Genomic DNA, 24,259 nt, shown 5'->3' with positions numbered 1-24,259 from the left:
TCCCGCCCCGCAATCGTGACGATCGCGATCGCCCCTCTCGGTGGGGCAGGACGCAAGGGAAAATAATCAAGATGGGGATGATGTCAATGGAGATAGGAAAAAATGTTTGATGCCTTCCAGCCCCGAACTGTCATTCCGGCTTCGCGCTCTGCCGGCTGCGCCGCTTCGCACGCCCGGAATGACGGGTCAGGATGACAGGCGTTCTGCTAATCCACCCGCGAGATCCGCCCCAGCGGCATCGGCGACACCGGGCTGTTGGCCTTCATATAGGCGTTCAGCGCATCGACGTCGTAGACGCCGACCAGCGGATCCTTGCCATCTTTCAGCACCGTGAAGCCGTCGCCGCCGACGGCGAGAAAGCCGTTCACGGTGACGCGATAATTTGCAGTGGCATCGATCACCTGGCCATCCAGCATCATGCGCCCGGGCGGAATGCGCTGGCCGGTCGCAGCCGTGTTGTCCCACGCGTAGCTGAAGCCTTTCGACACCTGCAGGATGCGCGGCCGGCTCGGGGTGTTCCATTGCTGCTCGAGCGTCGCCTTGATCTGCGCGCCGGTGAGCGTCAGCGTCACAAGTTGATTGCGGAACGGCTGCGCGGCGAAGACGTCGCCATAGGTCACGGTGCCGTCGGCTGACTTCACGATATCGGCGCGGATGCCGCCGGGATTGGTGAAGGCGATCACGGCGGCGCCGAGATTGCCGGCCGATGTCGCGGCGAGATGTGCATCGGCGATGATATCGCCGAGCGGGCTTTCGCCGGTGGTCATGTCGGGCATGCGCGACAGCGTTGCGGTGACCGATCCGGCCGGGCGACTGGCGATGGGCGCGGCCACCTTGTCATAGGCGGCGAGCAGGGCCGTCTGGGCGGGATCTGCGGGATAGGTTGCCGTGCGCACGATGACATTGTCGGCCTTGGCGCTGACGACATCGCGCGTGGTGCGGTCGAGCTTGAGGTCGATGGTGGTGACCAGCGTGCCGTATTTGTCGCCCGAGGTGACGAGCCGTCCGTCGATCTGGCACGTATAGGCGCGGTGGGTGTGGCCGCTGACGACGACGTCGACGGCCTTGTCGAATTTTTTGACGATGTCGACGATCGGGCCGGAGATGCCCGGGCATTCATTGTAGTCGCCGGTGGGGAAGCCGCCTTCGTGGATCAGCACCACGATGGCCTCGACGCCCTTGGCTTTCAGCTCGGGCACCAGCGCATTGACCGTGTCGGCCTCGTCCCTGAATTCCAGACCGGCGATTCCCGGCGGCGCAACCAGACCCGGCGTGCCTTTCAGCGTCAGGCCGATGAAGGCCACGGGAATGCCGTCGAATGTCTTGATCCGATAGGGTGGCAGCAGCGGCTCGCCGGTCCTGCTATCGATGGTGGACGCAGCGAGATAGTTGAACGTCGCGCCGGCGAAGGGATGCGGGCCCTGGCAGCCATCGATGGGGTGGCACCCACCGTTCTGCATGCGCAGCAGCTCCTCGCGGCCCTCGTCGAATTCGTGATTGCCGACCGAGGCGATCTCCAGCCCCATCATCGACAGCGCCTCGATAGTCGGCTCGTCGTGGAACAGCGCGGAGAGGAACGGGCTGGCGCCGATCAGGTCGCCGGCGGCCACGAACACGCTGTTCGGTTTTCCGGCGCGCAGCTGCTTGACCAGCGTCGCCATATGCTCGGCGCCGCCGGCCGGCACGGTGATCTTCTTCGTCCTGTCGGCGGGATCATCAATGGTGATGCCGCCGGGGGCAGGGCGCAGATTGCCGTGGAAGTCGTTGATGGCGAGGACGGTGACATCGACGGGAGATGCTGAGGTCTGGGCGTGGGCGGCCGGTGCCAAACACAGTAGTGCGCCCACTAGAACGGTGCACGCAGCGATCGCTGCAGTCTTAACCTCTCCCCGTTCCCATGCGAAGCGCAGCTTCGCTAGGCGGGGAGAGGTCGACGGGCGAAGCGCAGCGAAGCCGGTCGGGTGAGGGGCAGGGCAGGATGTCAGCAATTCCGGAAGATCCCTCGGGTCGGATATCCGCAACTCTCGCTGCGATAGGTGGTTATTCATGACGCGATCGTTTGACGCGATAGCGACACGAGGCGTCACGATTGCGTTGACGACAGTGCCATGCCCCTCACCCGACCGGCTTCGCCACGCTTCGCCGGCCGACCTCTCCCCGTAAGCACGGGGAGAGGTTAGATCACCCTTTCTTGCGCGCGAAGAACGCCTTGAAAGCCGCAATCGCCTCCTGGGACTTCATGCGCTCGCCGAACAGATGGCCTTCCTGATCGATGCGCCGCGTGAGGTCCTCGGGCGGGAGCTTCAGCAGCCGGCGCGAGATCGCCACGGCTTCGGCGGGCAGGGCGCAGATTTCGCGGGCCACCTTGCGCGCCTCGACTTCGGTATGGCCGGGCGCCACGACTTCATTGACGAAGCCGGCAGCCTTGCCATCCTCCGCATCCATGGTGCGGCCCATCACCAGCGCCGCGAAGGCGCGCTGATGGCCCATGGTGCGCGGAAACAACAGGCTGGATGCGCCTTCCGGCACCAGGCCGAGATGGATGAAGGGCGTCTTGAACGTCGCCGTGGTCGAGGCCAGCACATAATCGCAGTGAAACAGCATCGTGGTGCCGATGCCGATGGCGACGCCGTCCACTGCGGCGATGAGCGGCTTGACGTTCTGCGCCAGCGAATACAGAAATTTGACGGCGTTCGATGCCCTGGGCGCTTCGGCCTTGGCGGCGCTGTCCTTGAGGAAATCCTCGAGGTCGTTGCCGGCGGTGAAGGCACCGGAACCGCCGGTGATGATCATGCAGCGGATCGCCGGATTGTTCTGCGCGGTATCGATCGCGTCCGACATGGCGCGATACATGTCCTGCGTCAGCGCGTTCTTCTTTTCCGGCCGGCGCAGCGTGATCACGCGCGTGGCCTCTTCGTCAGTCACGATCAGATGTTCGCTCATGTCAATTCCCTGCAGCTCCTTGCAGCGCCCCGCAAAAAGCGCGGCGGGCACGTTTCCTCTGCCGGATATTACATCAATCCGCTGCGACCGATATGGCCCGCGACGGCCTATGCCAGCAAAACTGCGTCGGCCGACATCACGGATTCACTGGAGTCCATCACGGTGCGTTCGAGAGAACCCGCCTGTACCGCAATATTCTCCGCGAAGAACCGCGCAACCGTCACATAGCGCGCGGAATCGCCGTCGCCATCGCGGGCTGCGAGCGCTTCGTTGGCCAGCATGCAGCCGCCGAGGGCGGAGCCGAACAGCCGCAGATAGGGCGTGGCGCCGGACAGTGCGTCGTTGGGGGCCGAGGCCAGCTTCTCGAGCAGCCACTTGCTCGAACGTTCCAGCGAGCCGAGCGCGTCGCGGAGTTTTGCGCCGGTGGTGCCGAAAGCCGGATCGTTGGAGGCCTCGACGCGCGACACGATGCCGCCGAGTTCATCGAGCAGGGCCCAGACCGCTTCGCCGCCTGATGCCGCGAGTTTGCGCGTGACGAGGTCGATCGACTGGATACCGTTGGTGCCTTCATAGATCGCCGTGATGCGCGCATCGCGGTAGTGCTGTGCCGCGCCGGTCTCCTCGATGAAGCCCATGCCGCCATGGATCTGCACGCCCAGTGACGTCACTTCATTGCCGATATCGGTGGAGAAGGCCTTGGCGATCGGCGTCAGCAGCGCGCCGCGTGCGGCGGCTGCGGTGCGCACCTTGGCATCGGGCGAGCGCGCGGCGACGTCGAGCGCGACAGCCGTGGCGTAGCAGATCGTGCGCGCAGCGGCGGTGAGCGAGCGCATCTGCATCAGCATGCGCTTGACGTCGGGATGCACGATGATCGGATCCATGCCGGCCGTCTTGCTGCCGATGCCGCGGCCCTGCTTGCGTTCCTGCGCGAAGGCCAGCGCCTGCTGATAGGCGCGGTCGGCAATGCCGACGCCTTCGAGGCCGACGCCGAGCCGGGCCTGGTTCATCATCGTGAACATGCACAGCATGCCGCGATTTTCCTCGCCGATCAGATAGCCGATAGCGCCGCCCTTGTCGCCCATGGTCATGGTGCAGGTCGGCGAGGCATGCATGCCGAGCTTGTGCTCGACGCCGGAGGCATAGATGTCGTTGCGTTCGCCGAGCGAGCCGTCGGCATTGACCAGGAATTTCGGAATCAGGAACAGCGAGATGCCCTTGGTGCCGGCGGGCGCATCGGGCAATCGTGCGAGCACGAAATGCACGATGTTGTCGGTCATGTCGTGATCGCCATAGGTGATGAAGATCTTGGTACCGGAGATGCGATAGCTGCCGTCGGCCTGGCGCTCGGCGCGCGAGCGCAGGGCGCCCACATCGGAGCCGGCCTGCGGCTCGGTGAGCTGCATGGTGCCGGTCCATTCGCCGGTGACCAGCTTCTCCAGATAGATCTTTTTCAGTTCGTCGCTGCCATGGGCGTCGAGTGCTTCGATGGCGGAGAGCGTCAGCAGCGGGCACAGGCCGAACGCAATATTCGACGCGCTCCAGATCTCGGTGCAGGCGGCATTGATGGCCAGCGGCAGGCCCTGGCCGCCGAAGGCCTCGGGACCGGAGACACCGTTCCAGCCGGCGGCAGTCCAGCGCTGGTAGGCATCGGGCCAGCCGGGGGCGGTGGTGACCTTGTTGTCGGCAAGCTTGATGCCGTTCTTGTCGCCCACGGTATTGAGCGGCGCCAGAACGTCACTGGCAAAGCGGCCGGCCTCTTCGAGCACGGCAGCGGTCATGTCGGCGTCGAAATCGCCGTAATGGCCAGCTTTCAGGGCCGCCTGCAGGCCGGCGCCATGATTGAGGGCCAGCAGCATGTCATTGATGGGTGCACGATAGGTCATGGCATCTCGCTCCGCGGTAACCTTTTCAGCTTTGTGCCGTCTTCCCACGAAACGGGCGGTCCCTCAACACGCCAAAGGGCGCATCCGGACCTGCCCGGGAGGCGCGGCTGCGCCCCGTCAACGCGCATCGGAGTGAAATGCGGGCGTTTACTTCATGAGAGAGGCAACGGGGCGCCGATGGGCCTGCCCTGGCCGGGGCGGGAATGCCGTTCGCGCCTGCCGCCGCGCAAATTCCCCGAAAATAGGAGATTTCACAGGAAAATCATGCACTTTGACAGCGGCGGTCGTCCCGCGGCAAAGAGCCCCGCCGGCTTATTTGCTCAGCGAAGCGATCGGTACCACCAGGGTGTAGGTGAAGCCTGAGGGGGGATAGGCCAAACGCACGGTGCCGCTCAGTTGCCGTCCGAGCGATTCCATCATGCGTGTGCCGAAGCTGCGGCGGACGGGCGGATTGACGTGCGCGCCGCCGCTTTCGATCCAGCTCAAGGTCAGTTGCTGCGACGCCTGATCGATCGTCCAGTCGACCTTAACAATACCGCTTGGATCCGAAAGCGCCCCGAACTTGGTGGCGTTTGTGCAGAGTTCGTTGAGCGTCATCGCCAGGGCGATAACTGCGCCCGACCCCATGTCTACTTCCGGTCCTGAGATAGCGAAGCGCCCAACGCCTTTGTTGTCGTAGGGCTCGGTGGCGTTGCGGATGATCATCCCGAGGCCGGCACTCGCCCAACTGACCTGCATCAAGAGGTCATGTGCGCGACCGAGCGCAAGAAGCCGCCCCTCGATGGCCTGCTGCGCATGCTGAACGCCGGTAGCGGTGCGAAGGCTCTGCGAAGCGATCGCACTCACGGTCGCGAGGGTGTTCTTGATGCGGTGGTGCAATTCACCGAGCACAAGCTTCTGCAACTTGTCGGCGGCTTCCCGCTCCTTGGCGTCTATGCCGGCCTGCGCGAGCAACAGCTTGGCATCTATTCCAGCCTGTTCCAGCAATAGTCGCAGGCTGTCGTTCTCGGCCGTCAGCGTTTCTTCCGCGACAGACTGGCTCGGCCGCGCCGGATTGACGGCCAGACTGGCCTGGCCAGAGACGACCGCAAGGGTGCCTGTACCGATCATGTCCTGCAGTTCGGCGATCATCTGCGTGCCGTCGATAGGCTTGCCAAAGAAGCGGCTGTTTTCCGGTTTCTCGTCGCTCGAAGGGGTTATCTGGCCGGATACCAGGATGATCTTGATCTGTGGCCAGCGTTCATGGACCGCATGAGCAAGTTTCAATCCGTCCATAGTGCCGGGCATCTGGATGTCCGAAAACAAGAGCGAAATGTCGGATCGCGCCTCGAGCACGCTGATGGCCTGATCGGCATTCGTCGCTTCGACGGCTGTAAATCCTGCGTCCTCGACGATGTCGACCGCTCGCATACGGAGCACCATCTCGTCTTCGACGACAAGTACGTTGGTCTTATCTTGAGATGATGACACCCAGGCTGCTCCCATCAAGGCGGGAGCATACGCGGCCCTCAGTCACCGAGTGCCTATTGTGCGGAGGTGATGTGAAGGAACGTAGCGGTTTCTGCATCCGAAGTCGACATAATCCTGGGATCGCCTGTCGCATGTCATGCAAGGGGCCGCAGTCCCGGCGGAATTCGTCCCTGGGGCGGCGGAACCGCTCCCACATCGATCCGGAATATGGGCGTTATGCTTCACCTGCAGCTGGACGAGCTCAGTCAGTCTTGAGGTTATAGAGCTTGCGCAGTCTTTCCTGGGTGCTGTCAATCGCCCGGACTGTGTTGAGCTCTGCGGTGAGCCTCAGTTGCACGTCGGTTGTTCGATGAAGTGACAGAATCGCCCAGTTCGTATCAAAGCGAGGGTCTGCGATCTCGTCGATAATCACGGCCGTCACGTCTTCGCATCCGTAGCAGCTTCGGATCTGCAGCAATGCCGCATGTTCGAGGTCTTGTCTGGAAAGCAACGACTTCGCCATATCGGTATCCCTTGCGTCGTGCTTGAGCCAACGCGAAGACGAAGCTGTGCCTTTGTTTCACGGAAACGGAGAGTATGGCAGGCGACTTTTAAATCATCACCAGCTTGATCTCACCGTCGTTGGCTGCAGCCAGTTCCATCTGATCGCGGGCCAGTTTCTCGATCAGCGGCCTGTTGGCGTGGAAGTACTTCTTGGCCTGATCTTTGGTTGGAAACTTGGTCGTCAGGGTGCACGCAATCCGGCGATTGCCATGTCTTATGTCGAACGCTACGCGCTGAAGGTCATCAGGTGCCTGAACCTGTGTCGAAATAGCAATCATGTTTGGATCCATAAAGCTCGGAGAAAGCCCGAGCTCAGGAATGTTACGACGTCTATGTGTTCAATGTATGGGGGATGGCTGCAAGCAGCCTGAACGATCTTGCACTCGTTGCAGTTCGCCGGTCACCGAAATGGCAGTCTGCTCGGTGAATGCAGGTAGAAGTGCGCGCTACAGATACATGCGACTGCGGGATGGCAGGGCTGAAGAAAGTCGGATGTTGTCGTGCGGGTCTGCGTCCGGCTCTAGGCTGAGCGGCGCAGACTATATTTTCTGTCGACGACGGGTGGCGTTGCAATGAGCTTGACGGTCCACTTTGCCGCCGATGCATCCATCAGGACAGATCTCACCGAACCCGTGACTGTTTGACCGTTCAGCTGAAGTGCGCGCGGTAGCCCGTGATATTGAGCCAGACGCGCTCGTCTGGCCTCGACGAGGTCCGTGATTTCGATGACCTGCATCTGCGACTCCAGAGTTGGCGCGGTACGCTGGACAGGATCCGCGCTACAGGACGGGTAGCATCGTATGGTTAATGAAATGCATCAGATCATCTTCAGCAGTTCCGATGCCGAAGGCAAGTCAACGGGCGGGACTGCCAAATCTGGCATGATCGCCGATGCGCGTCGGAGCGCCCCGGAAGGGGTGAACATTCTTGATTGGATTTGATGGTTTTCGATCGTCGCGAACGCGATAGCGCGATCGGGCGCATGGATCATGCGCCGGGTGCCCATGACCTCAGACGGTGCAGCACTGCTGGCGATGCGCTCCGTTAGACTATTTCTTTCTGGGCTTGTCTGCCTCGGGGTGCATCAGGTTCTTCATGCTCGGAGCTGCTGCAATCGTTTTGACCTTGTCCTTTTTGGGCTTCTTTGCTTCGCGATTGTTTCGTTGTTCGCCTTTAGCCATGGTTTGGTCCTCCGCCCGAGCTGGGCTCTGATAACAATAGCACGTCGGCCGGCCATCTCGTGGATTATGTTGCCCTGAAATGCCGGCACGTCGGGGCCGTGGGAGACGCGTCACGGTCGCCCGGTCCTCCCGATAGCGGATCGCAGGATCTGTTTGGCAAAATCAAACTTTGCTCGATTGACTCGCCGCCGAATAGAGCGCTGCTGTGTTTCGTGAGATAACCGGGAGAACTGAAGTGACCACTGGCGTAGTAAAATGGTTCAACGCGACGAAGGGCTTCGGCTTCATCCAGCCGGACGATGGCGGCAAGGACGTCTTTGTTCACATCTCGGCCGTCGAGAAGGCGGGTCTGAGCACGCTGAACGAGGGGGCCAAGGTCAGTTTCGAGGAAGTGGCCAACCGTGGCAAGACTTCGGCAGAAAACCTCCGGGTTGGCTGATCGATACCTGTCGCCGGGTACCGCAAGTCTGGCGGCGCCCGGTTGTCACCTAACGACTGAATAGCCTGCCGGATCTACCCCTGGCGGGCCTTTCGCGCAATTTCAGCGAGCCGGCCGCATGTCGCTGGTTTGTTTCCACGAGGCGGCAATCAGGGATGTTTGCTGCCGCTGCGTCTCGGGGGTCCACGCATGCTGGACAGACGCGTTCCCCCGGGCGTGTGCAACGCGCCTGCCAGCAGCACGCGGGCTTTGTCGTCGATGCAATCGGCAACGATCAAGTCGTGGGCCTGCTCACGCAGTAAAATGCGTCAACGCCGCGACGTTGCCAGCTCACAGATCGAGGAACATATGTCCATCAAGACGGCCCTTCGAGATGCGTACGGCATTCCTGCGATGTTCGCCGGCTCCAAGACAGGCGGGGAAGATGCGCCGTTTGTTTTCATCAATGTCGGGGGCGAGGAACGGCGGATGAGAGCCGCCGAGTGGGACGCGCTGCCGCCATGGTTGGGGGAGCGCCCGGCCTGGGCAGGCAAGGGCTGACATTCGAGGTCCTTCCTCGCCCGCCGGAACATAATTCCTTACGGCGACTTGTCGGGCGTGCACAACCTCAACCGTTGAATGCGAGGCCCCTGCATCAGCAGGGGCTTTTTTATTGGAGAGATTCCATGGCCAAGAAGCCCAAGTTGCTCGCCGACCTTTTTCACGACACCCTCAAGGATGTGTACTTCGCCGAGAAGAAGATCTTCGCGACCCTGCCGAAGATGGCGAAGGCCGCACAGGACAAGGGCCTGAAGGCCGCCTTTCTCAAGCATCAGAAGGAAACCGCAGGTCAGATCAAGCGCCTTGAGCGCGTGTTCAAGATCGCAGGCAAGAAGCCGGTCGCCAAGACCTGCGCCGCCATCATGGGCATCACCAAGGAGGGCACCGAGATCATGACCGAGTACAAGGGCATGCCCGCGCTCGATGCCGGACTCCTTGCTGTCGGCCAGGCGGTGGAACATTACGAGATGTCCCGCTACGGCACCCTTCGCACATGGGCGCAAGAACTAGGGATGTCGGATGCGGCATCACTGCTCGATGCGACGCTGCAGGAAGAGAAGGCGACGGACGCTGCGCTGACCGGTCTGGCAGAATCGGTCGTTAACGTCGAAGCTGAAGCCGAGATGTGATACATGTCCCGGCCGCTTCGGCGGCCGGGATATGCTTGTCGACACGAAGTGTTCATGTTTACGCGCATCAAGAGCTGGGCGCGAAACGTCAGAACGGACGCGCATGCCGTCTATCTCGCCGCGCGTGATCCGCGCGTGCCGTGGTTTGCCAAAGTTCTCGCGATCGCTGTGGCCGCCTATGCGCTGTCGCCGATCGATCTCATTCCGGACTTCGTGCCGGTTGCCGTGCAAATCAATCCCGAAGCAAAGGCAGGAGTATTTTGCCTTGCCGCTCGATCTCCGCCAGATAGGGCGTGTCGGACAGGATGAAGTACCTGATTCCGAGATCACGGTATTTCTGCAGCGAACTGGCCACTTCGGATGCCGAACCCACCAGCCAGGTGGTGCCGGCGCCGGCTGCGCCGAATTTTCCCGGTGCCGTATAGAGATTGTCATCAAGGACGTCGCCGCGGGCCTGCAGGTCGAGCAGTCGCCGTTGGCCGATGGCGATGGCAGGGCCATGGTCGTTCCAGCCCGCGCCTGCTTTCCTCGCCATATCGGCAACCTTGGCTTCCGCCGCAGCCCAGGCCTCGGCCGAGCTCTCCCGGACCAGCGTCGTGATCCTCAGTCCAAACTCCAAAGGCGGGAGATCCCGATCGAGGCGCTGACTCAAGGTCTTGAGCCGCTCAATTCGTTCTTTGACGTCACCGAGCGGTTCGCCCCAGAATAGCTGGACATCGGCTTCGGTTGCGGCGACATGCTCGGCTGCGTCCGACGCCCCGCCGAAATACAGCTTCGGATGGCGGCGATTGCCGCGCGGGACGATGCGCGGCGCCGCGGTCGAGTCCGACACGCGAAAATGCGCGCCGGAATAGGTGACGTTTTCTTCGGTCCACAGCCGCCGGACGATGCGCATGAATTCCTTGGTCCGCGCATATCGCTGCGACGAGTCGGCTTCGTCATCCCCGTAAGCCGCCAGATTGTCCTTGCCGGACACGATATTGATGCGAACCCGGCCACCGCTCAATTGATCCAGTGTGGCTGCGGCAGATGCAAAATGCGCCGGCTGCCAATAGCCCGGGCGGATGGCTATAAGCGGCTCGAAAGACGTCGTTCGAGCCGTCAGCACCGACGCGACGGTGAATGTGTCCGGCCTTCCCCAGCCGGTGCCGATCAGCGCGCCCTGCCACCCATGGCGTTCCAGCGCTTGCGCCTGGTCGGCAAGCGTCTCGACGCTGTTGTGGTTTGGATCGACGACATCGCCGCGGTGACCTGCCTTCACGTCATTCGGGATGTACCAAAGAAATTCCGAACGATCGCTCATGATGTCCCCTGACGATGCGACCGCATTTTTGCATGCGGCTCACCGTCCCGTGCCGGTTTCAAAATGGGCGTACCGATGTTGCGCCGAACACGATGGCTGCGATCAGCGCCAATGCGCCGTAAACGGCGGCGGTGTGCAGGCGCACCGCCGTGCGATTCGACGACGCGCGCGCACGGCTATGCAACCGGGCTTCCGCCGATAGTTCACGCATCATCGTTCTCCAGCGCGCCATTTGCCAATAACCAAAGCGATAAACCCGGTCTGCGCAAGCGCGCGCCAGAAATAACGATGATCAGCGCGTCGCGGCGTTCCGGTGTGGAGCAATATTCTCCGCTCCGTCTGCGCCGGGCAATTTTGTTCGTCTGGCGCTGACTGTCATTCAGTTAGGGGCTCAGCGAGCCGTGGCGATGGGATTGGCCAGCCTTGTGACTTCGCTGGAGCACGAGCGCTTTCGCCGCGCGTTCCGCTGCGCGTGCCGATCCGAAATGGTCACCTTCAAGCGTGTCGAAGGCAGGCTCTGATGAGAAGAAACGAAATCCGCGCTCTTCGGCGACGACGATTCCGGCAGTGCGATGGAAGACTTCGATGACATAGGCATTGGACATGCGCGTTCCGTTCGCCGCCGAAGCAGCGATCCTATCCGTGAGTGATGGGATATTCGATGTGAGCTGTTACGCCGGAATCAACAACACGCGCCGGTGACCGCGGACACGCAGCGGCAGGTCACGCGCTTGCGCGACTGGCTCACTACTGTTGTCTCATATGCGGTCATGCAGGCATTCCGAAGTGCATAATCTGTGTCACGAATATCCGACGGCGGTGTTCGTTCGTCAATGAAATGGCCATCCAAATTTAGCGGCGCTGCAATGATGACGATGCTGCGCGCGGGCATGTGCGGCGAATGAACCGCTGCCGGACGGGGGCCGCAGCCGTCATCAAAGTCGACCTCGGCGCGCCGGCGGTGGTGCCGAGATAGCGGCCATCGCCGCTGGTCGGCAGGAGTCACAGGATCTTGAGATCGCTGCGTGCCGCGGTGAAGCAGGCGATCCGGGGAACTCCAAAAACCAGGACGATCATGGGTTGATCGCTCTTCACAATGCCGCCATCTGGAGAACGTTACGCCTGGATGCGGCACCCTTGATCTTGGATCAATGCGGCGTTTGGCGGATCAGCAGCAGTACCACGATGCACCGCGCGAAAGCTGTGTCGGACGTTTTGCTCAACTGTAGCAAAAATCCATCGTTATCGATCTCGCGCCAGCGCATCTAATATGGTGCGATCAAGTGTTGAGGCATGAATTACTTTATTGCGATCAGCGCATTGACATCCCTTTTGCGCTCGGAGACATGCCGCGGAACTCATAAGGAGATGACCATGAAGTTGGGACGTTCGCTGCTGGCCGCCGCCGCGGCCATCGTGTTGCAGGCGGGCATCGCAAGTGCGCAGGATTCCCTGCGCATAGGCGCCCCGCTTCCGCTCACGGGTGCGTTGGCTCCGGAAGGCGCAAAACTGAAGCAGGGCTATGAGCTCTGGCAGGAGAAGGTCAATGCGGCCGGTGGCATCAAGGCAGGTGAGAAGAAGCTGAAGATCGAGCTGGTCTATTATGATTACCAGTCCACGACGCCCAAGGCGGTCCAGCTCGCCGAGAAGCTGATCACCGATGACAAGGTCGATTTCCTGTTCTCGCCGTTCGGCTCCGGTGCGGCCAAGGCCGTGAGCGCGGTGGCCGAGAAGGCCGGCGTGCCGCTGCTGGCATCGAGCGCATCGTCTGCCGAAGTGTTCGATCAGGGCTACAAGAACCTGTTCGGCCTCTACACCGACAACAGCACCCTGAGCGAGCCGATCGCGGATCTGATCAAGGCGAAGTTGCCGAATGTGAAGCGTGTCGCGATTCTGGCCCGCAACGATCTCTATCCATTGTCGCTGGCCAATGAATTCGAGAAGAGCGCCAAGAAGCGCGGCTTCGAAGTCGTGTTCTTCGAGAAGTACCCGATCGGCACGCTGGACCACTCTTCTGCGCTGACGCAGTTGCGCGCCGCCAAGCCCGATTGGGTCGTGGTCACGGGCTATATCAACGACCTCATCCTCGCCCGCAAACAGGCGGGTGAGCTGAAGGTCGGTGGTCAGGTCTACACGCTGATCAATGGCCCGGCCTACAAGGAATGGATCGACGCCGTCGGCCCGCTGTCGGAAAATGTCACCACTGCGAGCTGGTTTCATCCGATCCTGAATTACAAGAGTGAGGATGTGTTCGGCTCGACGCAGGATTTCGTCGCGCAGTTCAAGACCAAATATGGCGCGGAGCCCGACTTCACCCAGGCGTCAGGCGCGGCTGTGGGTGTGATCCTGCAACTGGCCGTCGAACGCGCCGCCTCCAAGGATCGCGATGCAGTCCGCGAGCAACTCGTGAAGGGCGGCTTCAAGACCTTCTTCGCGCCGATCTCGTTCGGCCCGACAGGTATCGCCAATTCCTACATCCCGCCGGTCTATCAGATCCAGCAAGGCAAGGTGCAGGTGGTCTATCCCGCCGACATCGCCACCAGCGATTTCCGGGCGACCCCGGGAAACTGATCTTCTGACGCTTGCGGGGCCGTGGCAGCACGTTCTGCCACGGCCTCTGCATTTGAGGCATCGACATGCTCTGGATACAGGTGCTGGTCAACGGACTGGCTTTAGGCGGGCTCTATGCCTGCATCGCCGCCGGCTTTTCGCTGGTCTGGGGCGTGCTCAACATCATCAACATCCTGCACGGTTCGCTGATCGTGCTCGGCGGATATCTGGCATTCTTCGCTCACCAATCGTTCGGTGTCAGCCCGTTCCTGTTCGCGCCCGTGGCCGGGGCGATCCTTTTCGTGCTCGGTTACGTCATCCAGCGCATCGCGATCAACCCAGTGATGGGGCGTCCCGTGCTGATGACGCTGGTATTGACCTTCGGTCTCAACCTGTTTCTCGACAATGCCATGCTGGCCGGCTTCAAGGCCGACTATCGCAAGATCAACCTCAATCCGCCGCTTGGCGTGTTCGAGTTCGGGGACATCATCCTCCCAATCGATCGCGTTTACGCCACGGCAGTTGGCCTGGCACTCGTCATCGCCCTGGGGCTGCTGCTGCGTTTCACCCAGCTCGGCCGCGCCATCGTGGCGGTGCGCATGGACCGCGATGCCGCATCGCTGATGGGTATCGATGTGAAGCGCACCTATGCGATCGCTTTCGCCCTCGGGACCTTCATGGCGGGATCTGCGGGTGCGCTGCTCGCCGCCATCTTTCCGATCTCACCAGTGTCCTCCGGCGGATATCTCGGCAAGGCGTTTGTCATCTGCGTGCTCGGCGGGCTCGGCAGCATTCCCGGCGTCGTCGCCGGCGGCTTTGCGCTCGGCGTGATCGAAAGTTTCGGCGCGCTGTTCATCGGGCCCGAAAATGCACTGACGATCTCCTTCCTCCTTTTGCTGGTGTTGCTGGTGGTCAGGCCCACCGGGCTGCTCGGCCGCAAGGGGTTCAACTGATGCGCTGGAGGATATTCTCGATCGCTGCCGGGCTGGTTCTGTTCATTGGGTTGTTGGCGTTTGGCGATAACTATGTGCTGCGCCTCGCCACTACGGTCGCGATGTATGCGACGCTGGCCGTCGCCTGGAACATCGTCGGTGGTTTCTCCGGCTATCCGTCATTCGCGACAGCAGCCTTCTTCGGGCTCGGCGCCTATGCCGGCGGCCTTGCATCGTCGGCAGGCGTGCCGGTCGTTGCCGCCTGGATCGGCGCCGGTCTTTTCACGGCTATCTTCGCGACCGCCCTCGGCTTCGCGATCCTGCATCTGCGCGGGCACTATTTTGCGATCGGCAGCCTCGTCGTTGCCGACGTGCTTCGCGAGGTGACCAATTCCTGGACGTCGCTGACCGGCGGTGGCATGGGCCTGAACGTGCCGTTGCTGGGTGGCAGTTCGAGCAGCCAGGCGCAGTTGTTTCTCGTGGCCATGAGCGTGGTCGCGGTGGCGGCCGTTCTGGTGTCGATCTGGATCGACCGGGCACGGCTGGGCGTCGCGCTTCGCTGCATCGAGCAGAACGAGGACGCTGCCCAGGTGATTGGCGTCGATACGCGGCGCGCCAAGGTGACCGGCTTCGCTTTGTCCAGCCTGTTCATCGGCATCGCTGGTGCGATCTATGCGTCATGGGTCAGCTATATCGATCCATCTGACGTCTATGACGTGTCGCTCTCGGTCAAGCCGATCATCATGGCCTTGCTTGGCGGCGTCGGCACCATCGCCGGACCTGTGATCGGCGCTTTCGTCTTCCTCGGGCTGGAAGAACTGATCTGGCGCAACAGCCTGGAATTTCATGCGGGCTTCCTCGGCCTGCTGGTGGTGGCGCTGGTGTTGTTCTTGCCGAGCGGGCTTGGGGCGCTACGGGGGCGAGGTGTATGGTCGTCGCTTGTCGGGATCGTGCGGAGGGCGCCGCGATGAGCGTGCTTCTCACAATGAATCATGTCTCCCGCCGCTTCGGAGGCTTGCTCGCGCTCGACGATGTTTCTGTGTCGCTCAAGGAAGGCGAGGTCATCGGCCTGATCGGTCCCAACGGCGCGGGCAAGACGACCTTTGTCAATGTCGTTACGGGTGTTCTGAAGCCGACATCGGGGACGATCGATTTTGCCGGCCGGCAGATAGGTGGATTGCGGCCGGATCTGGTGGCTCGCGCGGGCATCGCGCGCACATTCCAGATCGTGCAGCCGTTCCCGCGCATGACGGTGCGTGAGAATGTTGCCGCAGCGGCGTTGTTTGCCGGCGGCGTTCCGACGCGCGAGGAGGCCAGCCGCGATGCCGATCTGCATCTGGCTTTTTGCGGGCTCACACGCGAGGCAGATACGCTGGCGTCAGCATTGACGCTTGCCGGCCGTAAGCGGCTCGAACTGGCGAAGAGTCTGGCATCGAAACCGAAGTTGCTCCTGCTCGACGAGGTCAATGCGGGCCTCAACGCGGCAGAGATCGACAATGCCTTGCGCCTGATCGCGGAGATTGCGGCAAAGGGAATTACCGTCCTGTTGATCGAGCATCTGATGAAGGTGGTGTCACGGTCCTGTAGCCGGCTGCTGGTGCTGCATCAGGGCCGGCTGGTGGCCGATGGCCCGACGGCCGAGGTCATGCAGGACGAAGGTGTGATCGAGGCCTATCTCGGCAAGCGCTTCGCCAGGCTGCAGAAGGAGATTGCACCATGAGCGCAGCTTTGCTCGAGGTTCGCCATCTCGCGGTTGGCTATGGCGACGTGCAGGTGGTCTGGAACGTCGATCTCGCTGTTCCGCAAGGCGACGTCGTTGCTCTCATCGGTTCGAATGGTGCAGGCAAGAGCACCATCCTGCGTGCCTTGTCCGGGCTGTTGCAACCAACCGGCGGCAGGATCGTGTTCAACGGCGAGGAGGTGCGGGCGGCGTCGCCGCTCGATTTCGTGCGCCGCGGTCTGATCCATGTGCCGGAGGGGCGGCGCTTGTTCGCTGGCCTTTCGGTGCTGGACAATCTGATGCTGGGCGCCTATGGCCGCAGCGATCGCGGCGCGATTTCCGCGGACATCGAGCGCGTCTTCGATCTGTTTCCCCGTCTGCGCGAACGGCGCAGGCAGGATGCCGTGACGCTCTCGGGCGGCGAACAGCAGATGTGCGCGATCGGCCGCGGGCTGATGGCGGCGCCGCGGTTGCTGCTGATCGACGAATTGTCACTCGGCCTGGCGCCGAAGGTGGTCGACGAGCTGATAGAAGCGCTGCGCAAGGTGAATGCGGCCGGAACGAGCCTGCTCGTCGTCGAACAGGATGTGGCCACGGCGCTCGAATTCGCCGATCATGCCTATGTCATCGATCAGGGTCGCAGCGTTGCGGCCGGAACGGCGGCAGAGATATTGCGTGATCCGTCGGTTCGCGCCGCTTATCTTGGAATCTAGGTTTTGCATTCAGAAGGACACGGCATGGCCAAGCAACATCCCCGGGTCGATTACTATTTCAGCTTCATTTCGCTGTGGTCGTATGTCGGCAGCCTGGTGTTTCAGGACATCGTGAAACGCCACGACGTGGAGGTTACCTACAAGCCCATCGATCTGCTGACGGTTTTTGCGGCCGGGGGCGGAAAGCCGGTACGCGAGCGGCCGCTCCAGCGGCAAGCTTACCGGTTGGTCGAAATGGAGCGCTGGAAGGCGATCCGCAATATTCCGCTTGTGACCTGGCCGAAATTCTATCCCGCTGATCCGTCGCTTGGCCATCGCATGCTGCTGGTTGCCATTGCGGACGGTCGTGACGTGGCCGCCTTCGTTCATGCCGGGCTCAAGGCGGTGTGGGCGGACGAACTGGACGTTGCCGATGCCGAGACTCTGGTGCGTCTGGCCGATCAGAGCGGTCTCGACGGACGGCGGCTGCTGTCCAGCGCCAACGACCTTGCCGTGCAGGAGCGCGAGGCGAGCCTGACACGCGAGGCTGTCGATAGAAAGCTGTTCGGCGCACCCTTCTACTTCTATCGCGACGAGCCGTTCTGGGGGCAGGATCGTCTCGATCATCTCGAACAGGCGATCGTATCAGGGCGGCCGCCGATCGTGACACCTGTTGTTTAAAAGCTGGCTTATAGGCCCGTGGTCGTTGCTCAGGCCTGTTCCTGGCCCCAGCGCTGGACTGTGATCCGCGTCAGCGTCCGGAAGATCACGCCTTCGACGACGAGGCCTATCAGGATGACGGTGAGCAAGCCGGCAAAGACGCTGGCAGTCTCCAGTTGCGCACGGCTGGTATAGATGAACCAGCCAAGGCCACCAGAGCGCGCGCTGACGCCGAAGACCAGTTCCGCGGCGATCAGGGTTCGCCATGCGAAAGCCCAGCCGATCCGCAGGCCGGAGAGGATCTGGGGGAAGGCAGCAGGCACCAGAATTTCGACAACGAAGCGGCCGCCGGACAGGCCGAGATTGCGGCCCGCCATTCGCAGCGTCGGCGGGACGGCAAGGAAGCCGCCATGGCAGGCCAGCGCCACCGGCCATAGCACCGAATGGACGATGACAAAGATCAGGCTTGGCGTTCCGATGCCGAACCACAGCAATGCGACAGGCAGCAGCGCTATGGCCGGCAGCGGATTGAACATCGAGGTCAGCAGGCCGAGCGCCTCGTTGCCCCAGCGTGACAGCGCGGCGAGGGTGGTAAGGATCGCGGCCACCGCCACCCCGAGCGCATAGCCGGTAATCAGAACGCGCAGCGAGGTCAGTGTGCGGTCGGGCAGCTCGCCCGACAGGATCGCCGACCACAGCGCCGACAGCGTTGCGCCCATGGTCGGCAGCAGAAGCGAATTGTCGAGCCAGCGCGCGTAAAGCTCCCAGATGAGTGCGAACGCAGCCAGGATGACGGCGCGGCGCCAGGGCGTATCGGCGAAGGCGCGCTGCAGGGCGGACGCGCGCACCAGTTTCGGCGCTGCTATGTCAGACATGTTCGGTTTCCGGATCGGCAAATACGCTCTGCTGGATCTGTCGTTCCAGCTCAGCGAACTGCGCGGTACCGCGCACGCGGCTACCGGGCGGGACATCGAAGGTCGCGGCCAATCGACCCGGATGCGGCGTGAGAGCAAGGATGCGGGTGCCGACGCGGATCGCCTCGTCGATGCCGTGGGTCACGAAGAGAGCCGTGCTACCGGTCTCCTCGCAAAGCTTGAGCAACTCATCCTGCATCTGCCGCCGCGTCAGAGCATCCAGTGCCGCGAAGGGTTCGTCCATCAGCAGCAGCGACGGTTCAAGCGCGAAGGCCCGCGCAATGGCGACGCGCTGCTTCATCCCGCCGGACAGGGTGTGCGGAAAAGCGTCGACGAAGTTCTTCAGCCCGACTCGTGCGAGCCAGTGACGCGCAATGTCTTCTGCATCCCGGCGCGGCAGCGACTTGCCCCGTTCGAGCGCGTAGCGGACATTGCCGAGCACGGTGCGCCACGGCAGCAGCTGGTCGAACTCCTGAAACACCGTCATGCGATCGGGGCCGGGTGCACCAATGCGCTTGCCGTGTAACCGGATCTCGCCGGCGCTTGGCTTCAGGAAGCCGCCGACGGTACGCAGCAGCGTGGATTTTCCGCAGCCTGACGGGCCGAGCAGGACCAGCCGCTCGCCGGCCGAGAGCGTGAAGCTGACGTCTTCCACGGCGGTAAGAATGCCGTCGCGGGTCGGATAGCTGATGCTGACGTGATCGAGCGCGAGCAGCGGCGGCGACACGGCGTCGCCGATCAGGCCGGCCAGGCGCGGTGCGACGTTCATGTCAGCTTCCCGGCTTCTCTCCGAGGCCGGACCAGAACAGATCCCGCCACGATGCCGGCGCCTGCTTGATGAGGCCGACCTTGGCCTCGAAGTCGGCGAATTTCTGGGCGCCTTCCGGGGCGGTCGTGAAGTTGATGTCCTTGTCGCGGATGATGCTCTCGACGAAATCCGGCGCGAGCTTCGAATTCTCGGCCTTGATATAGAGCGCGGTGGCTTCCTTCGGGTTGGCCTTGATCCAGTCATTGGCGCGGTCGAGGCCGCGCACGAAGGCCTGGATCGTTTTTGGATTATCGTTGACGAATTTGGTGGTGGCGTAGACCACGTTGAATGTGTGCGGGCCGCCGAGCACGTCGTAGCTGTTCAGCACCTGGTGCACCTTTCCGCTGGCGAGCTGCTGCTGGGAGAACGGCGGCGAGGTGAAGTGCGCCGTGATCTCGGAACGGCCCGACAGGATCTGTGCCGTCGCGTCCGGGTGGGGCATGCTGACGGTCAATTCGTCGAGCTTGTCGTATTGACCGAACGCCTTGTCGGCCGCCATCTGCAGTACGATGGGCTGGAAACCGACCTTGACCGACGGCAGCGCGATGCGGTCCTTTTCGGTGAAGTCAGCCAGGGTCTTGATGTTCGGATTGTTGGTGGTGAGGATATTGGCCATCGATCCCAGCGCGGCGACGCCGATGATCTTGGCGGTGGTCCGCGTCTTGTCCCAGGTCAGGATCATCGGCGTGATGCCGGCGGTGGCGAAATCGAGGCCGCCCGAGATCAGCGCCTCGTTCATCGACGCGGCGCCCGAGAGCCGCAGCCATTCGATCTTCGGCGGCGTGATGCCGAGCGCCTTGGCTTCCTCCTCGATCAGCCCGCGCTCGCTGGCGACGATGAGCGGAAGATAGGCAATGCCGAACTGCTGCGCGATCCGAAGCTGAGCTGTTTCGGCACGAATGCCAGGCGAATTCGCCATGACCAAGCCGAAAGCGAGCGCGCCCACGCGCATAAATCCTGCTGTCTTCATGATGTGTCTCTTCGGTGCCCGGCGATGCGGCATAGTGTGCGTTTCGAGAAGTTGCAACTACACTTCAGGAAATCGCGCAAAGCGTCCAGCGCGGAGACGCGTTGTCGCTATCTTCAGTACAAGCCCACTGGCGCGGCGACAGATGCGAGATGGTTTTTCTCGAAATCCCCTCGCGGAGAGAAGGTTGTCTATCCTTGATCGGCGCTCGAATGGAGATGCTGCTTGTCTATGGACGAGCGCCGTTCGAGGCGCGTGGCCGCAGTAATATCGGTCTACTTCAGACAAGACCAATCGACGCTGCATCAAAACTGCGACAGAGCCGATTTTAGTTGCCGAACAATACCGAATCCTCAGTCTGTCGTGGCTCCTTCAGACTCAGTGTCTTCGAAGGTAGCTCTCCGAATACATTCAAATAGTCTTGTGCAAACCGCCCTAAATTCGAAAAGCCGCATGCCAGGGCCACCCCAGTCACCGTTGTATTTTCAGCCGGTTGCCTCAAGAGTTTATGCGCATGTTCGAGCCTGATTTTTCGTGCGAACGCCTTTGGCGAGTAGCCGCGTTCTTTTGTGAAGCTCCGGAAAAGCGTGCGCCCGCTCACGCCAGTGGCTTTCGTCAGAGTTTCTATCGTTATCGGCTGATTCCAGTGGGCTTCGATAAACTGTTCGGCGCGCGAAACTGCGTTGCCAGTTGTCGCCGGTGGCTTTCGCAGAAGTTGTTCATTCAACTTGTGACGACCGGTAAACAGCAACTGCACGATGGCAGCATCTTCCAGTTCGCAGAGAGCTAAGGGTGCCAGGAGAAAGTTGCGGCTATTGACTTGGTGTATGAGCAGCCTGATTAGCCCGACGAGGCTATTCAGCATTTCCCGACTAGTGAATTCAGCTAACTCAAACTCCAGATCATGTCTAATTGGCGCACCTAACAGTGCCGCGAGTTTTCGCTTTAGTGCTTTTGACTGGAAGTCTATCATAACTGTTTCGAGATCTGCTTCATAATGGAAGTGCAGTGGACGGCCAGGCGATGCGAGAGTTGGCCCGTCAGTTGGCGCAATTTGGCTTCCGCTTACGACGACGCCGCGGCCATGTACGGCAAGACTGAAGGAAGCTACGTCTCTTGGGGGGAAGGCAATCTTAGCTGGAGTCCCAAAGGACCAACAATTGACTCTGATGTCCTGGAGCTTCGTAAAGCAGTAACGCAGCTTAGCATCGAGCCGATTTGACAGATCAAATCTGGTCGCACCAAGTTCTGATTCCAACAAATGTTCAAATTGGGAAACGTCTGATATCGGCGCTACCGCACAATGAAATAGTAAGTTCTTTAAATTGTCCACGGGTGGCCCAGTGCTTCAATTTGCGGGGTCCACTCGAATTACTCCATTTAATCGGACGCGCAATCTGTATTCCCGCGAAGCCAGCGCATGCTTGCGCAGTACGATCCACGTGGCAAAAACTGGCCGTTGGCGCTTTTCGGACTAAGTCAATTTTTACCGCGTTCGAGTAATTTTCCAGAAGCGGGAAGGTTAGCGTCGGTCGGTGATCTGCGTCAATTTGCCACATTAGGGCAGCCTTATGTCCAACATCCTGAATCTCTCACGATCCAATCATGCGCTGGAAAGGATCGGTGACCGATCCGAGTTGATGGAATTCGACGCGGGAAACCGCGAGCTTCAGGCCGCGATGCGTGATGTCATCGAACTTCGCGCCAAAGCGAAGCAGCGCTTTGACGATGCGATCGTCGCCCTTGAGCTTGGCTGCGCCAGGCTGCCCGGTGCCATGAATTTCCTTGGGGAGGGTGCTCGCAAAGCAAAACGACAGCGCGACCTCAGCTCCGTCGAACGACAGCTAAAGCACCCACGGTCGAATCTCGTAGAGGCTTTTTTAGCGCTGCCGAACCGGACGCTGACCTGAGAATTACCAAGCGGTCCATACCTGGCTTCGGCTGCATCTCGCATGTAGCGACGATCAGAAGCCAGGCCGTTTGAAGTCAACACGCCGCATTACAACACCAGAGAAATCGCCATCAGTGAGAAACTTTCCTCCAGCAACTAACAAGCCATGGATGTCATCATGTTCTCTCTCTCTCGCTTTAGAATTCTGCCAAAAATCATTTCTGTGATCGTCCTGCTCTCCGCGATTGCTTGTGGATTGACGGTACTGGGAGTCAGCGCACTGAAGTCGTTGAACGACGCGACTGACCGGATGGAGTCTGGCGCAGCGCGTGCGATGCTTGCCCAGCAGCTTGCAGTGAACATGATTACAATAAATCGGGCCGAATTTCAGATGGCCGCAGATCCGCGCCCGGAGAACGTGAAGGCCGCACGTCAAGCCATCGATGCGGAGACCAAGCTGTTCCAGGAACGGCTGCAAGCGTTCCGAAACAGGAGCAAGGACGCGTCGCGGCATCAAGCTATATCGATTGAAGCCGAGTGGACGAAATATCAAAAGGAGCTTGAAGGCACCTATCGGGCGGCCACCGCCGTCACCAATTTCCAGATGACCGAGCAACTGGAGCGGCTACGCAACGAGACGATGTCCAGCGCCAACGTGGCCAATGGTCTCCGCGCAGTGCTGCGCGACATTTCTGAAACGCTTCAGAAGGACGTGGATCGCGAATCGGCCGCTGCGACGGAGGAATATTATCAAACCTCGCGCCTCCTGATGATCGTTGCGGGAATCGGAATCGTAGCCGGACTAACGTTCGGATTCCTGATCGGACAGCACGGTATCGCTTCACCGATTCGCCAGATCGTAGGGCTGCTACAGAAACTCGCCGGTGGTGACTACCAGATCGATGTCGTCGGTGCTGATCGCAAGGATGAAGTTGGTGACATCGCCAAGACGGCAATGGTGTTCAAGGACAACGGTCTCGCCAAGATTCGACTGGAAAGCGAACAGCGCGAAGCGGCCGAGCACGCGGCTGAGCAGCGCAAGGCCGCCATGCTTCAGCTTGCCGATCAGTTCGAACGTTCCGTTGGCGCCATTGTGGAGCACGTCGCGTCGGCCGCCACCGAGATGCAGGCGACCGCCAGCCAGTTGACGTCGTCCGCGCAGGAAACCTCCGCGCAGTCGCACTCTGTATCCGCGGCTGCCGAGCTGGCTGCTGCGAACGTGACGTCGGTCGCCGGATCGGCCGAGGAACTTGGAGCGTCGGTGACAGAAATTGGCCGCCAAACGGAGCAGTCGTCGCAGATGACCCGGTCCGCGGTCAGTGAGATCGAGGCCGCCGCGACGACGGTCAATGAACTCAGCCAGTCGGCTGCACGAATCGACAGCATCGCCGAGATGATCTCGACGATCGCGAGCCAGACCAATCTGTTGGCGCTCAACGCAACGATCGAGGCGGCGCGCGCCGGCGAAGCGGGACGTGGCTTCGCCGTTGTGGCGGCGGAAGTGAAAGACCTGGCAACCCAGACCGCGAGGGCAACCGCCGAAATCAGCGAGCAGTTGGTGGGGATCCAGAATGCGACCGGCAATGTCGTGCAGGCGATCCAGCGCGTCACGCATAAGGTGCATGAGATCGACAACACGACATCCGCGATCTCTGCGGCGGTGGAACAACAGGGAGTGGCGACGCGGGAGATCGTGCAGGCGGTCACCCAGGCGTCGGCTGGCACCACCGAGGTGACGTCCAACATCACTGGTGTAGCGAGCGCGGCCGAACAGACCGGCGTGGCGGCGCATCAGGTACAGGGCGCGTCGGCTGATTTGGCGCAGCATGCCGAGCAACTTCGCTATCAGGTTGATACATTCCTTTCGAATGTCCGCGCGGCATAGCGTCGTAATCAAAAGGTTCAAACACTGGAAAGGCCGGGAGCGATCTCGGCTTTTCCTTTTGTTCGACGCCATACCTCTGAAACTCGACTGCATCCCCTCGAAGAGGTTACCCCGGAGGGGACAGTAAGTCGCAAAAGGCTTGAAATCGTTCAATAATACCTGGCTGGGGCGGGAGGGATCGAACCTCCGAATGGGGGAATCAAAATCCCCTGCCTTACCGCTTGGCTACGCCCCAACGGCCGAGGCGACAACAGGCGGGGCGGGCCCGCGGATCGCTTTGGCTCCGCCGGTCTATAGAGAGAACTCCGC

The 24,259-nt window shown here is 61.3% G+C and carries 27 protein-coding genes, 1 tRNA gene and 1 pseudogene; 13 read left to right on the top strand and 16 right to left on the bottom strand.

All coding sequences use genetic code 11. The features are described 5' to 3' along the window. Nucleotides 1–206: 206 nt before the first annotated feature. The 7 genes from ACEK02_RS14500 to ACEK02_RS14470 form a co-directional block, all read right to left on the bottom strand. Entirely contained in the window at nucleotides 207–1,835 is a 1,629-nt protein-coding gene (locus ACEK02_RS14500) for a bifunctional UDP-sugar hydrolase/5'-nucleotidase (RefSeq protein ID WP_371422379.1), read from the bottom strand. A gap of 346 nt (nucleotides 1,836–2,181) precedes the next feature. Beyond that, nucleotides 2,182–2,943, bottom strand: a complete 762-nt coding sequence (locus ACEK02_RS14495) for a crotonase/enoyl-CoA hydratase family protein (RefSeq protein WP_371422377.1) — start codon at nucleotides 2,941–2,943, stop codon at nucleotides 2,182–2,184. Nucleotides 2,944–3,050: 107 nt separating this feature from the next. Continuing rightward, nucleotides 3,051–4,826, bottom strand: a complete 1,776-nt coding sequence (locus tag ACEK02_RS14490) for an acyl-CoA dehydrogenase (RefSeq protein WP_371422376.1) — start codon at nucleotides 4,824–4,826, stop codon at nucleotides 3,051–3,053. Nucleotides 4,827–5,138: 312 nt separating this feature from the next. Beyond that, nucleotides 5,139–6,296, bottom strand: coding sequence for a sensor histidine kinase (locus ACEK02_RS14485; protein ID WP_371422375.1), 1,158 nt, complete (start codon nucleotides 6,294–6,296; stop codon nucleotides 5,139–5,141). A 241-nt stretch (nucleotides 6,297–6,537) separates the two neighbouring features. Continuing rightward, nucleotides 6,538–6,798 carry a hypothetical protein gene (locus tag ACEK02_RS14480; protein ID WP_371422374.1) on the bottom strand — a complete coding sequence of 87 codons (261 nt, stop codon included), beginning with the start codon at nucleotides 6,796–6,798 and terminating at the stop codon, nucleotides 6,538–6,540. An 88-nt stretch (nucleotides 6,799–6,886) separates the two neighbouring features. Then, on the bottom strand, nucleotides 6,887–7,117 hold the full coding sequence (locus ACEK02_RS14475; RefSeq protein ID WP_371422373.1) for a hypothetical protein: 231 nt from the start codon (nucleotides 7,115–7,117) through the stop codon (nucleotides 6,887–6,889). A gap of 242 nt (nucleotides 7,118–7,359) precedes the next feature. After that, the gene (locus ACEK02_RS14470) at nucleotides 7,360–7,575 is read right to left on the bottom strand and encodes a hypothetical protein (protein ID WP_371422372.1); all 216 of its coding nucleotides are present in this window, start codon (nucleotides 7,573–7,575) and stop codon (nucleotides 7,360–7,362) included. A 76-nt stretch (nucleotides 7,576–7,651) separates the two neighbouring features. Between ACEK02_RS14470 and ACEK02_RS14465 the strand changes: the two genes are divergently transcribed. Next, the gene (locus ACEK02_RS14465) at nucleotides 7,652–7,780 is read left to right on the top strand and encodes a hypothetical protein (RefSeq protein ID WP_371422371.1); all 129 of its coding nucleotides are present in this window, start codon (nucleotides 7,652–7,654) and stop codon (nucleotides 7,778–7,780) included. Nucleotides 7,781–7,888: 108 nt separating this feature from the next. On the opposite strand, the gene ACEK02_RS14460 is transcribed toward ACEK02_RS14465, so the two are convergent. Then, nucleotides 7,889–8,020 (bottom strand): hypothetical protein, encoded by a 132-nt coding sequence (locus ACEK02_RS14460; RefSeq protein WP_371422370.1) that lies wholly within the window; start codon nucleotides 8,018–8,020, stop codon nucleotides 7,889–7,891. Nucleotides 8,021–8,255: 235 nt separating this feature from the next. On the opposite strand from ACEK02_RS14460, the gene ACEK02_RS14455 reads away from it, so the two are divergent. The 4 genes and pseudogenes from ACEK02_RS14455 to ACEK02_RS14440 form a co-directional block, all read left to right on the top strand. Further along, complete coding sequence (locus tag ACEK02_RS14455; protein WP_371422369.1) at nucleotides 8,256–8,459, top strand: cold-shock protein; 204 nt, start codon at nucleotides 8,256–8,258, stop codon at nucleotides 8,457–8,459. A gap of 189 nt (nucleotides 8,460–8,648) precedes the next feature. Further along, complete coding sequence (locus ACEK02_RS14450) at nucleotides 8,649–8,999, top strand: hypothetical protein (protein WP_371422368.1); 351 nt, start codon at nucleotides 8,649–8,651, stop codon at nucleotides 8,997–8,999. 125 nt (nucleotides 9,000–9,124) lie between these two features. Then, a complete protein-coding gene (locus tag ACEK02_RS14445) occupies nucleotides 9,125–9,628 on the top strand; it encodes a ferritin-like domain-containing protein (protein WP_371422367.1) in 504 nt (167 codons plus the stop codon). A 75-nt stretch (nucleotides 9,629–9,703) separates the two neighbouring features. Then, nucleotides 9,704–9,850: pseudogene (locus ACEK02_RS14440) on the top strand (YkvA family protein); the annotation flags it as partial. 10 nt (nucleotides 9,851–9,860) lie between these two features. Here the strand turns inward: ACEK02_RS14440 and ACEK02_RS14435 are convergent. From ACEK02_RS14435 to ACEK02_RS14425, 3 genes are all read right to left on the bottom strand, one after another. Next, nucleotides 9,861–10,931 carry an LLM class flavin-dependent oxidoreductase gene (locus ACEK02_RS14435; RefSeq protein WP_371422366.1) on the bottom strand — a complete coding sequence of 357 codons (1,071 nt, stop codon included), beginning with the start codon at nucleotides 10,929–10,931 and terminating at the stop codon, nucleotides 9,861–9,863. Between the two features lie 58 nt (nucleotides 10,932–10,989). Then, the gene (locus tag ACEK02_RS14430) at nucleotides 10,990–11,142 is read right to left on the bottom strand and encodes a hypothetical protein (RefSeq protein ID WP_371422365.1); all 153 of its coding nucleotides are present in this window, start codon (nucleotides 11,140–11,142) and stop codon (nucleotides 10,990–10,992) included. Nucleotides 11,143–11,314: 172 nt separating this feature from the next. Continuing rightward, nucleotides 11,315–11,536 (bottom strand): hypothetical protein, encoded by a 222-nt coding sequence (locus tag ACEK02_RS14425; protein ID WP_371422364.1) that lies wholly within the window; start codon nucleotides 11,534–11,536, stop codon nucleotides 11,315–11,317. Nucleotides 11,537–12,305: 769 nt separating this feature from the next. On the opposite strand from ACEK02_RS14425, the gene ACEK02_RS14420 reads away from it, so the two are divergent. The 6 genes from ACEK02_RS14420 (at nucleotide 12,306) to ACEK02_RS14395 (ending at nucleotide 17,506) form a co-directional block, all read left to right on the top strand. Further along, on the top strand, nucleotides 12,306–13,502 hold the full coding sequence (locus ACEK02_RS14420) for an amino acid ABC transporter substrate-binding protein (RefSeq protein ID WP_371422363.1): 1,197 nt from the start codon (nucleotides 12,306–12,308) through the stop codon (nucleotides 13,500–13,502). Nucleotides 13,503–13,567: 65 nt separating this feature from the next. Then, the gene (locus ACEK02_RS14415; protein WP_371422362.1) at nucleotides 13,568–14,434 is read left to right on the top strand and encodes a branched-chain amino acid ABC transporter permease; all 867 of its coding nucleotides are present in this window, start codon (nucleotides 13,568–13,570) and stop codon (nucleotides 14,432–14,434) included. Further along, nucleotides 14,434–15,384 carry a branched-chain amino acid ABC transporter permease gene (locus tag ACEK02_RS14410; RefSeq protein ID WP_371422361.1) on the top strand — a complete coding sequence of 317 codons (951 nt, stop codon included), beginning with the start codon at nucleotides 14,434–14,436 and terminating at the stop codon, nucleotides 15,382–15,384. Before ACEK02_RS14415 ends, ACEK02_RS14410 begins: the two co-directional genes overlap by 1 nt. After that, nucleotides 15,381–16,133, top strand: a complete 753-nt coding sequence (locus ACEK02_RS14405; protein WP_371422360.1) for an ABC transporter ATP-binding protein — start codon at nucleotides 15,381–15,383, stop codon at nucleotides 16,131–16,133. Before ACEK02_RS14410 ends, ACEK02_RS14405 begins: the two co-directional genes overlap by 4 nt. Continuing rightward, nucleotides 16,130–16,846 carry an ABC transporter ATP-binding protein gene (locus ACEK02_RS14400; RefSeq protein WP_371422359.1) on the top strand — a complete coding sequence of 239 codons (717 nt, stop codon included), beginning with the start codon at nucleotides 16,130–16,132 and terminating at the stop codon, nucleotides 16,844–16,846. The genes ACEK02_RS14405 and ACEK02_RS14400 overlap by 4 nt, the downstream gene beginning before the upstream one ends. 24 nt (nucleotides 16,847–16,870) lie before the next feature. After that, nucleotides 16,871–17,506, top strand: a complete 636-nt coding sequence (locus ACEK02_RS14395; protein WP_371422358.1) for a 2-hydroxychromene-2-carboxylate isomerase — start codon at nucleotides 16,871–16,873, stop codon at nucleotides 17,504–17,506. Between the two features lie 29 nt (nucleotides 17,507–17,535). On the opposite strand, the gene ACEK02_RS14390 is transcribed toward ACEK02_RS14395, so the two are convergent. From ACEK02_RS14390 to ACEK02_RS14375, 4 genes are all read right to left on the bottom strand, one after another. Further along, nucleotides 17,536–18,360 (bottom strand): ABC transporter permease, encoded by an 825-nt coding sequence (locus ACEK02_RS14390; RefSeq protein ID WP_371422357.1) that lies wholly within the window; start codon nucleotides 18,358–18,360, stop codon nucleotides 17,536–17,538. Next, entirely contained in the window at nucleotides 18,353–19,168 is an 816-nt protein-coding gene (locus ACEK02_RS14385; RefSeq protein WP_371422356.1) for an ABC transporter ATP-binding protein, read from the bottom strand. The genes ACEK02_RS14390 and ACEK02_RS14385 overlap by 8 nt, the downstream gene beginning before the upstream one ends. A gap of 1 nt (nucleotide 19,169) precedes the next feature. Continuing rightward, nucleotides 19,170–20,177 carry an ABC transporter substrate-binding protein gene (locus tag ACEK02_RS14380; protein WP_371422355.1) on the bottom strand — a complete coding sequence of 336 codons (1,008 nt, stop codon included), beginning with the start codon at nucleotides 20,175–20,177 and terminating at the stop codon, nucleotides 19,170–19,172. Nucleotides 20,178–20,502: 325 nt separating this feature from the next. After that, complete coding sequence (locus tag ACEK02_RS14375) at nucleotides 20,503–21,507, bottom strand: AraC family transcriptional regulator (protein ID WP_371422354.1); 1,005 nt, start codon at nucleotides 21,505–21,507, stop codon at nucleotides 20,503–20,505. Nucleotides 21,508–21,745: 238 nt separating this feature from the next. Between ACEK02_RS14375 and ACEK02_RS14370 the strand changes: the two genes are divergently transcribed. Both ACEK02_RS14370 and ACEK02_RS14365 read left to right on the top strand, forming a co-directional pair. Continuing rightward, nucleotides 21,746–22,084, top strand: coding sequence for a hypothetical protein (locus ACEK02_RS14370; RefSeq protein ID WP_371422353.1), 339 nt, complete (start codon nucleotides 21,746–21,748; stop codon nucleotides 22,082–22,084). 147 nt (nucleotides 22,085–22,231) lie between these two features. Then, nucleotides 22,232–23,950: a methyl-accepting chemotaxis protein gene (locus ACEK02_RS14365; RefSeq protein ID WP_371422352.1), complete on the top strand. Its 1,719-nt coding sequence runs from the start codon at nucleotides 22,232–22,234 to the stop codon at nucleotides 23,948–23,950. A gap of 160 nt (nucleotides 23,951–24,110) precedes the next feature. Here the strand turns inward: ACEK02_RS14365 and ACEK02_RS14360 are convergent. Then, nucleotides 24,111–24,185, bottom strand: a tRNA-Gln gene (locus ACEK02_RS14360). Nucleotides 24,186–24,259: the final 74 nt, after the last annotated feature.

The organism is Tardiphaga sp., from assembly GCF_041424195.1.
Taxonomy (GTDB): Bacteria; Pseudomonadota; Alphaproteobacteria; order Rhizobiales; family Xanthobacteraceae; genus Tardiphaga.
This window is presented reverse-complemented; position numbering and strand designations above follow the sequence as displayed.

Coding starts and splice junctions, on each gene's coding strand:
- ACEK02_RS14390 (WP_371422357.1), bottom strand. CDS start 18,360: ATGTCTGACATAGCAGCGCCGAAACTGGTGCGCGCGTCCGCCCTGCAG.
- ACEK02_RS14470 (WP_371422372.1), bottom strand. CDS start 7,575: ATGCAGGTCATCGAAATCACGGACCTCGTCGAGGCCAGACGAGCGCGT.
- ACEK02_RS14385 (WP_371422356.1), bottom strand. CDS start 19,168: ATGAACGTCGCACCGCGCCTGGCCGGCCTGATCGGCGACGCCGTGTCG.
- ACEK02_RS14405 (WP_371422360.1), top strand. CDS start 15,381: ATGAGCGTGCTTCTCACAATGAATCATGTCTCCCGCCGCTTCGGAGGC.
- ACEK02_RS14370 (WP_371422353.1), top strand. CDS start 21,746: ATGTCCAACATCCTGAATCTCTCACGATCCAATCATGCGCTGGAAAGG.
- ACEK02_RS14435 (WP_371422366.1), bottom strand. CDS start 10,931: ATGAGCGATCGTTCGGAATTTCTTTGGTACATCCCGAATGACGTGAAG.
- ACEK02_RS14450 (WP_371422368.1), top strand. CDS start 8,649: ATGCTGGACAGACGCGTTCCCCCGGGCGTGTGCAACGCGCCTGCCAGC.
- ACEK02_RS14425 (WP_371422364.1), bottom strand. CDS start 11,536: ATGTCCAATGCCTATGTCATCGAAGTCTTCCATCGCACTGCCGGAATC.
- ACEK02_RS14410 (WP_371422361.1), top strand. CDS start 14,434: ATGCGCTGGAGGATATTCTCGATCGCTGCCGGGCTGGTTCTGTTCATT.
- ACEK02_RS14400 (WP_371422359.1), top strand. CDS start 16,130: ATGAGCGCAGCTTTGCTCGAGGTTCGCCATCTCGCGGTTGGCTATGGC.
- ACEK02_RS14365 (WP_371422352.1), top strand. CDS start 22,232: ATGGATGTCATCATGTTCTCTCTCTCTCGCTTTAGAATTCTGCCAAAA.
- ACEK02_RS14495 (WP_371422377.1), bottom strand. CDS start 2,943: ATGAGCGAACATCTGATCGTGACTGACGAAGAGGCCACGCGCGTGATC.
- ACEK02_RS14465 (WP_371422371.1), top strand. CDS start 7,652: ATGCATCAGATCATCTTCAGCAGTTCCGATGCCGAAGGCAAGTCAACG.
- ACEK02_RS14420 (WP_371422363.1), top strand. CDS start 12,306: ATGAAGTTGGGACGTTCGCTGCTGGCCGCCGCCGCGGCCATCGTGTTG.
- ACEK02_RS14415 (WP_371422362.1), top strand. CDS start 13,568: ATGCTCTGGATACAGGTGCTGGTCAACGGACTGGCTTTAGGCGGGCTC.
- ACEK02_RS14445 (WP_371422367.1), top strand. CDS start 9,125: ATGGCCAAGAAGCCCAAGTTGCTCGCCGACCTTTTTCACGACACCCTC.
- ACEK02_RS14475 (WP_371422373.1), bottom strand. CDS start 7,117: ATGATTGCTATTTCGACACAGGTTCAGGCACCTGATGACCTTCAGCGC.
- ACEK02_RS14430 (WP_371422365.1), bottom strand. CDS start 11,142: ATGCGTGAACTATCGGCGGAAGCCCGGTTGCATAGCCGTGCGCGCGCG.
- ACEK02_RS14460 (WP_371422370.1), bottom strand. CDS start 8,020: ATGGCTAAAGGCGAACAACGAAACAATCGCGAAGCAAAGAAGCCCAAA.
- ACEK02_RS14395 (WP_371422358.1), top strand. CDS start 16,871: ATGGCCAAGCAACATCCCCGGGTCGATTACTATTTCAGCTTCATTTCG.
- ACEK02_RS14380 (WP_371422355.1), bottom strand. CDS start 20,177: ATGAAGACAGCAGGATTTATGCGCGTGGGCGCGCTCGCTTTCGGCTTG.
- ACEK02_RS14490 (WP_371422376.1), bottom strand. CDS start 4,826: ATGACCTATCGTGCACCCATCAATGACATGCTGCTGGCCCTCAATCAT.
- ACEK02_RS14480 (WP_371422374.1), bottom strand. CDS start 6,798: ATGGCGAAGTCGTTGCTTTCCAGACAAGACCTCGAACATGCGGCATTG.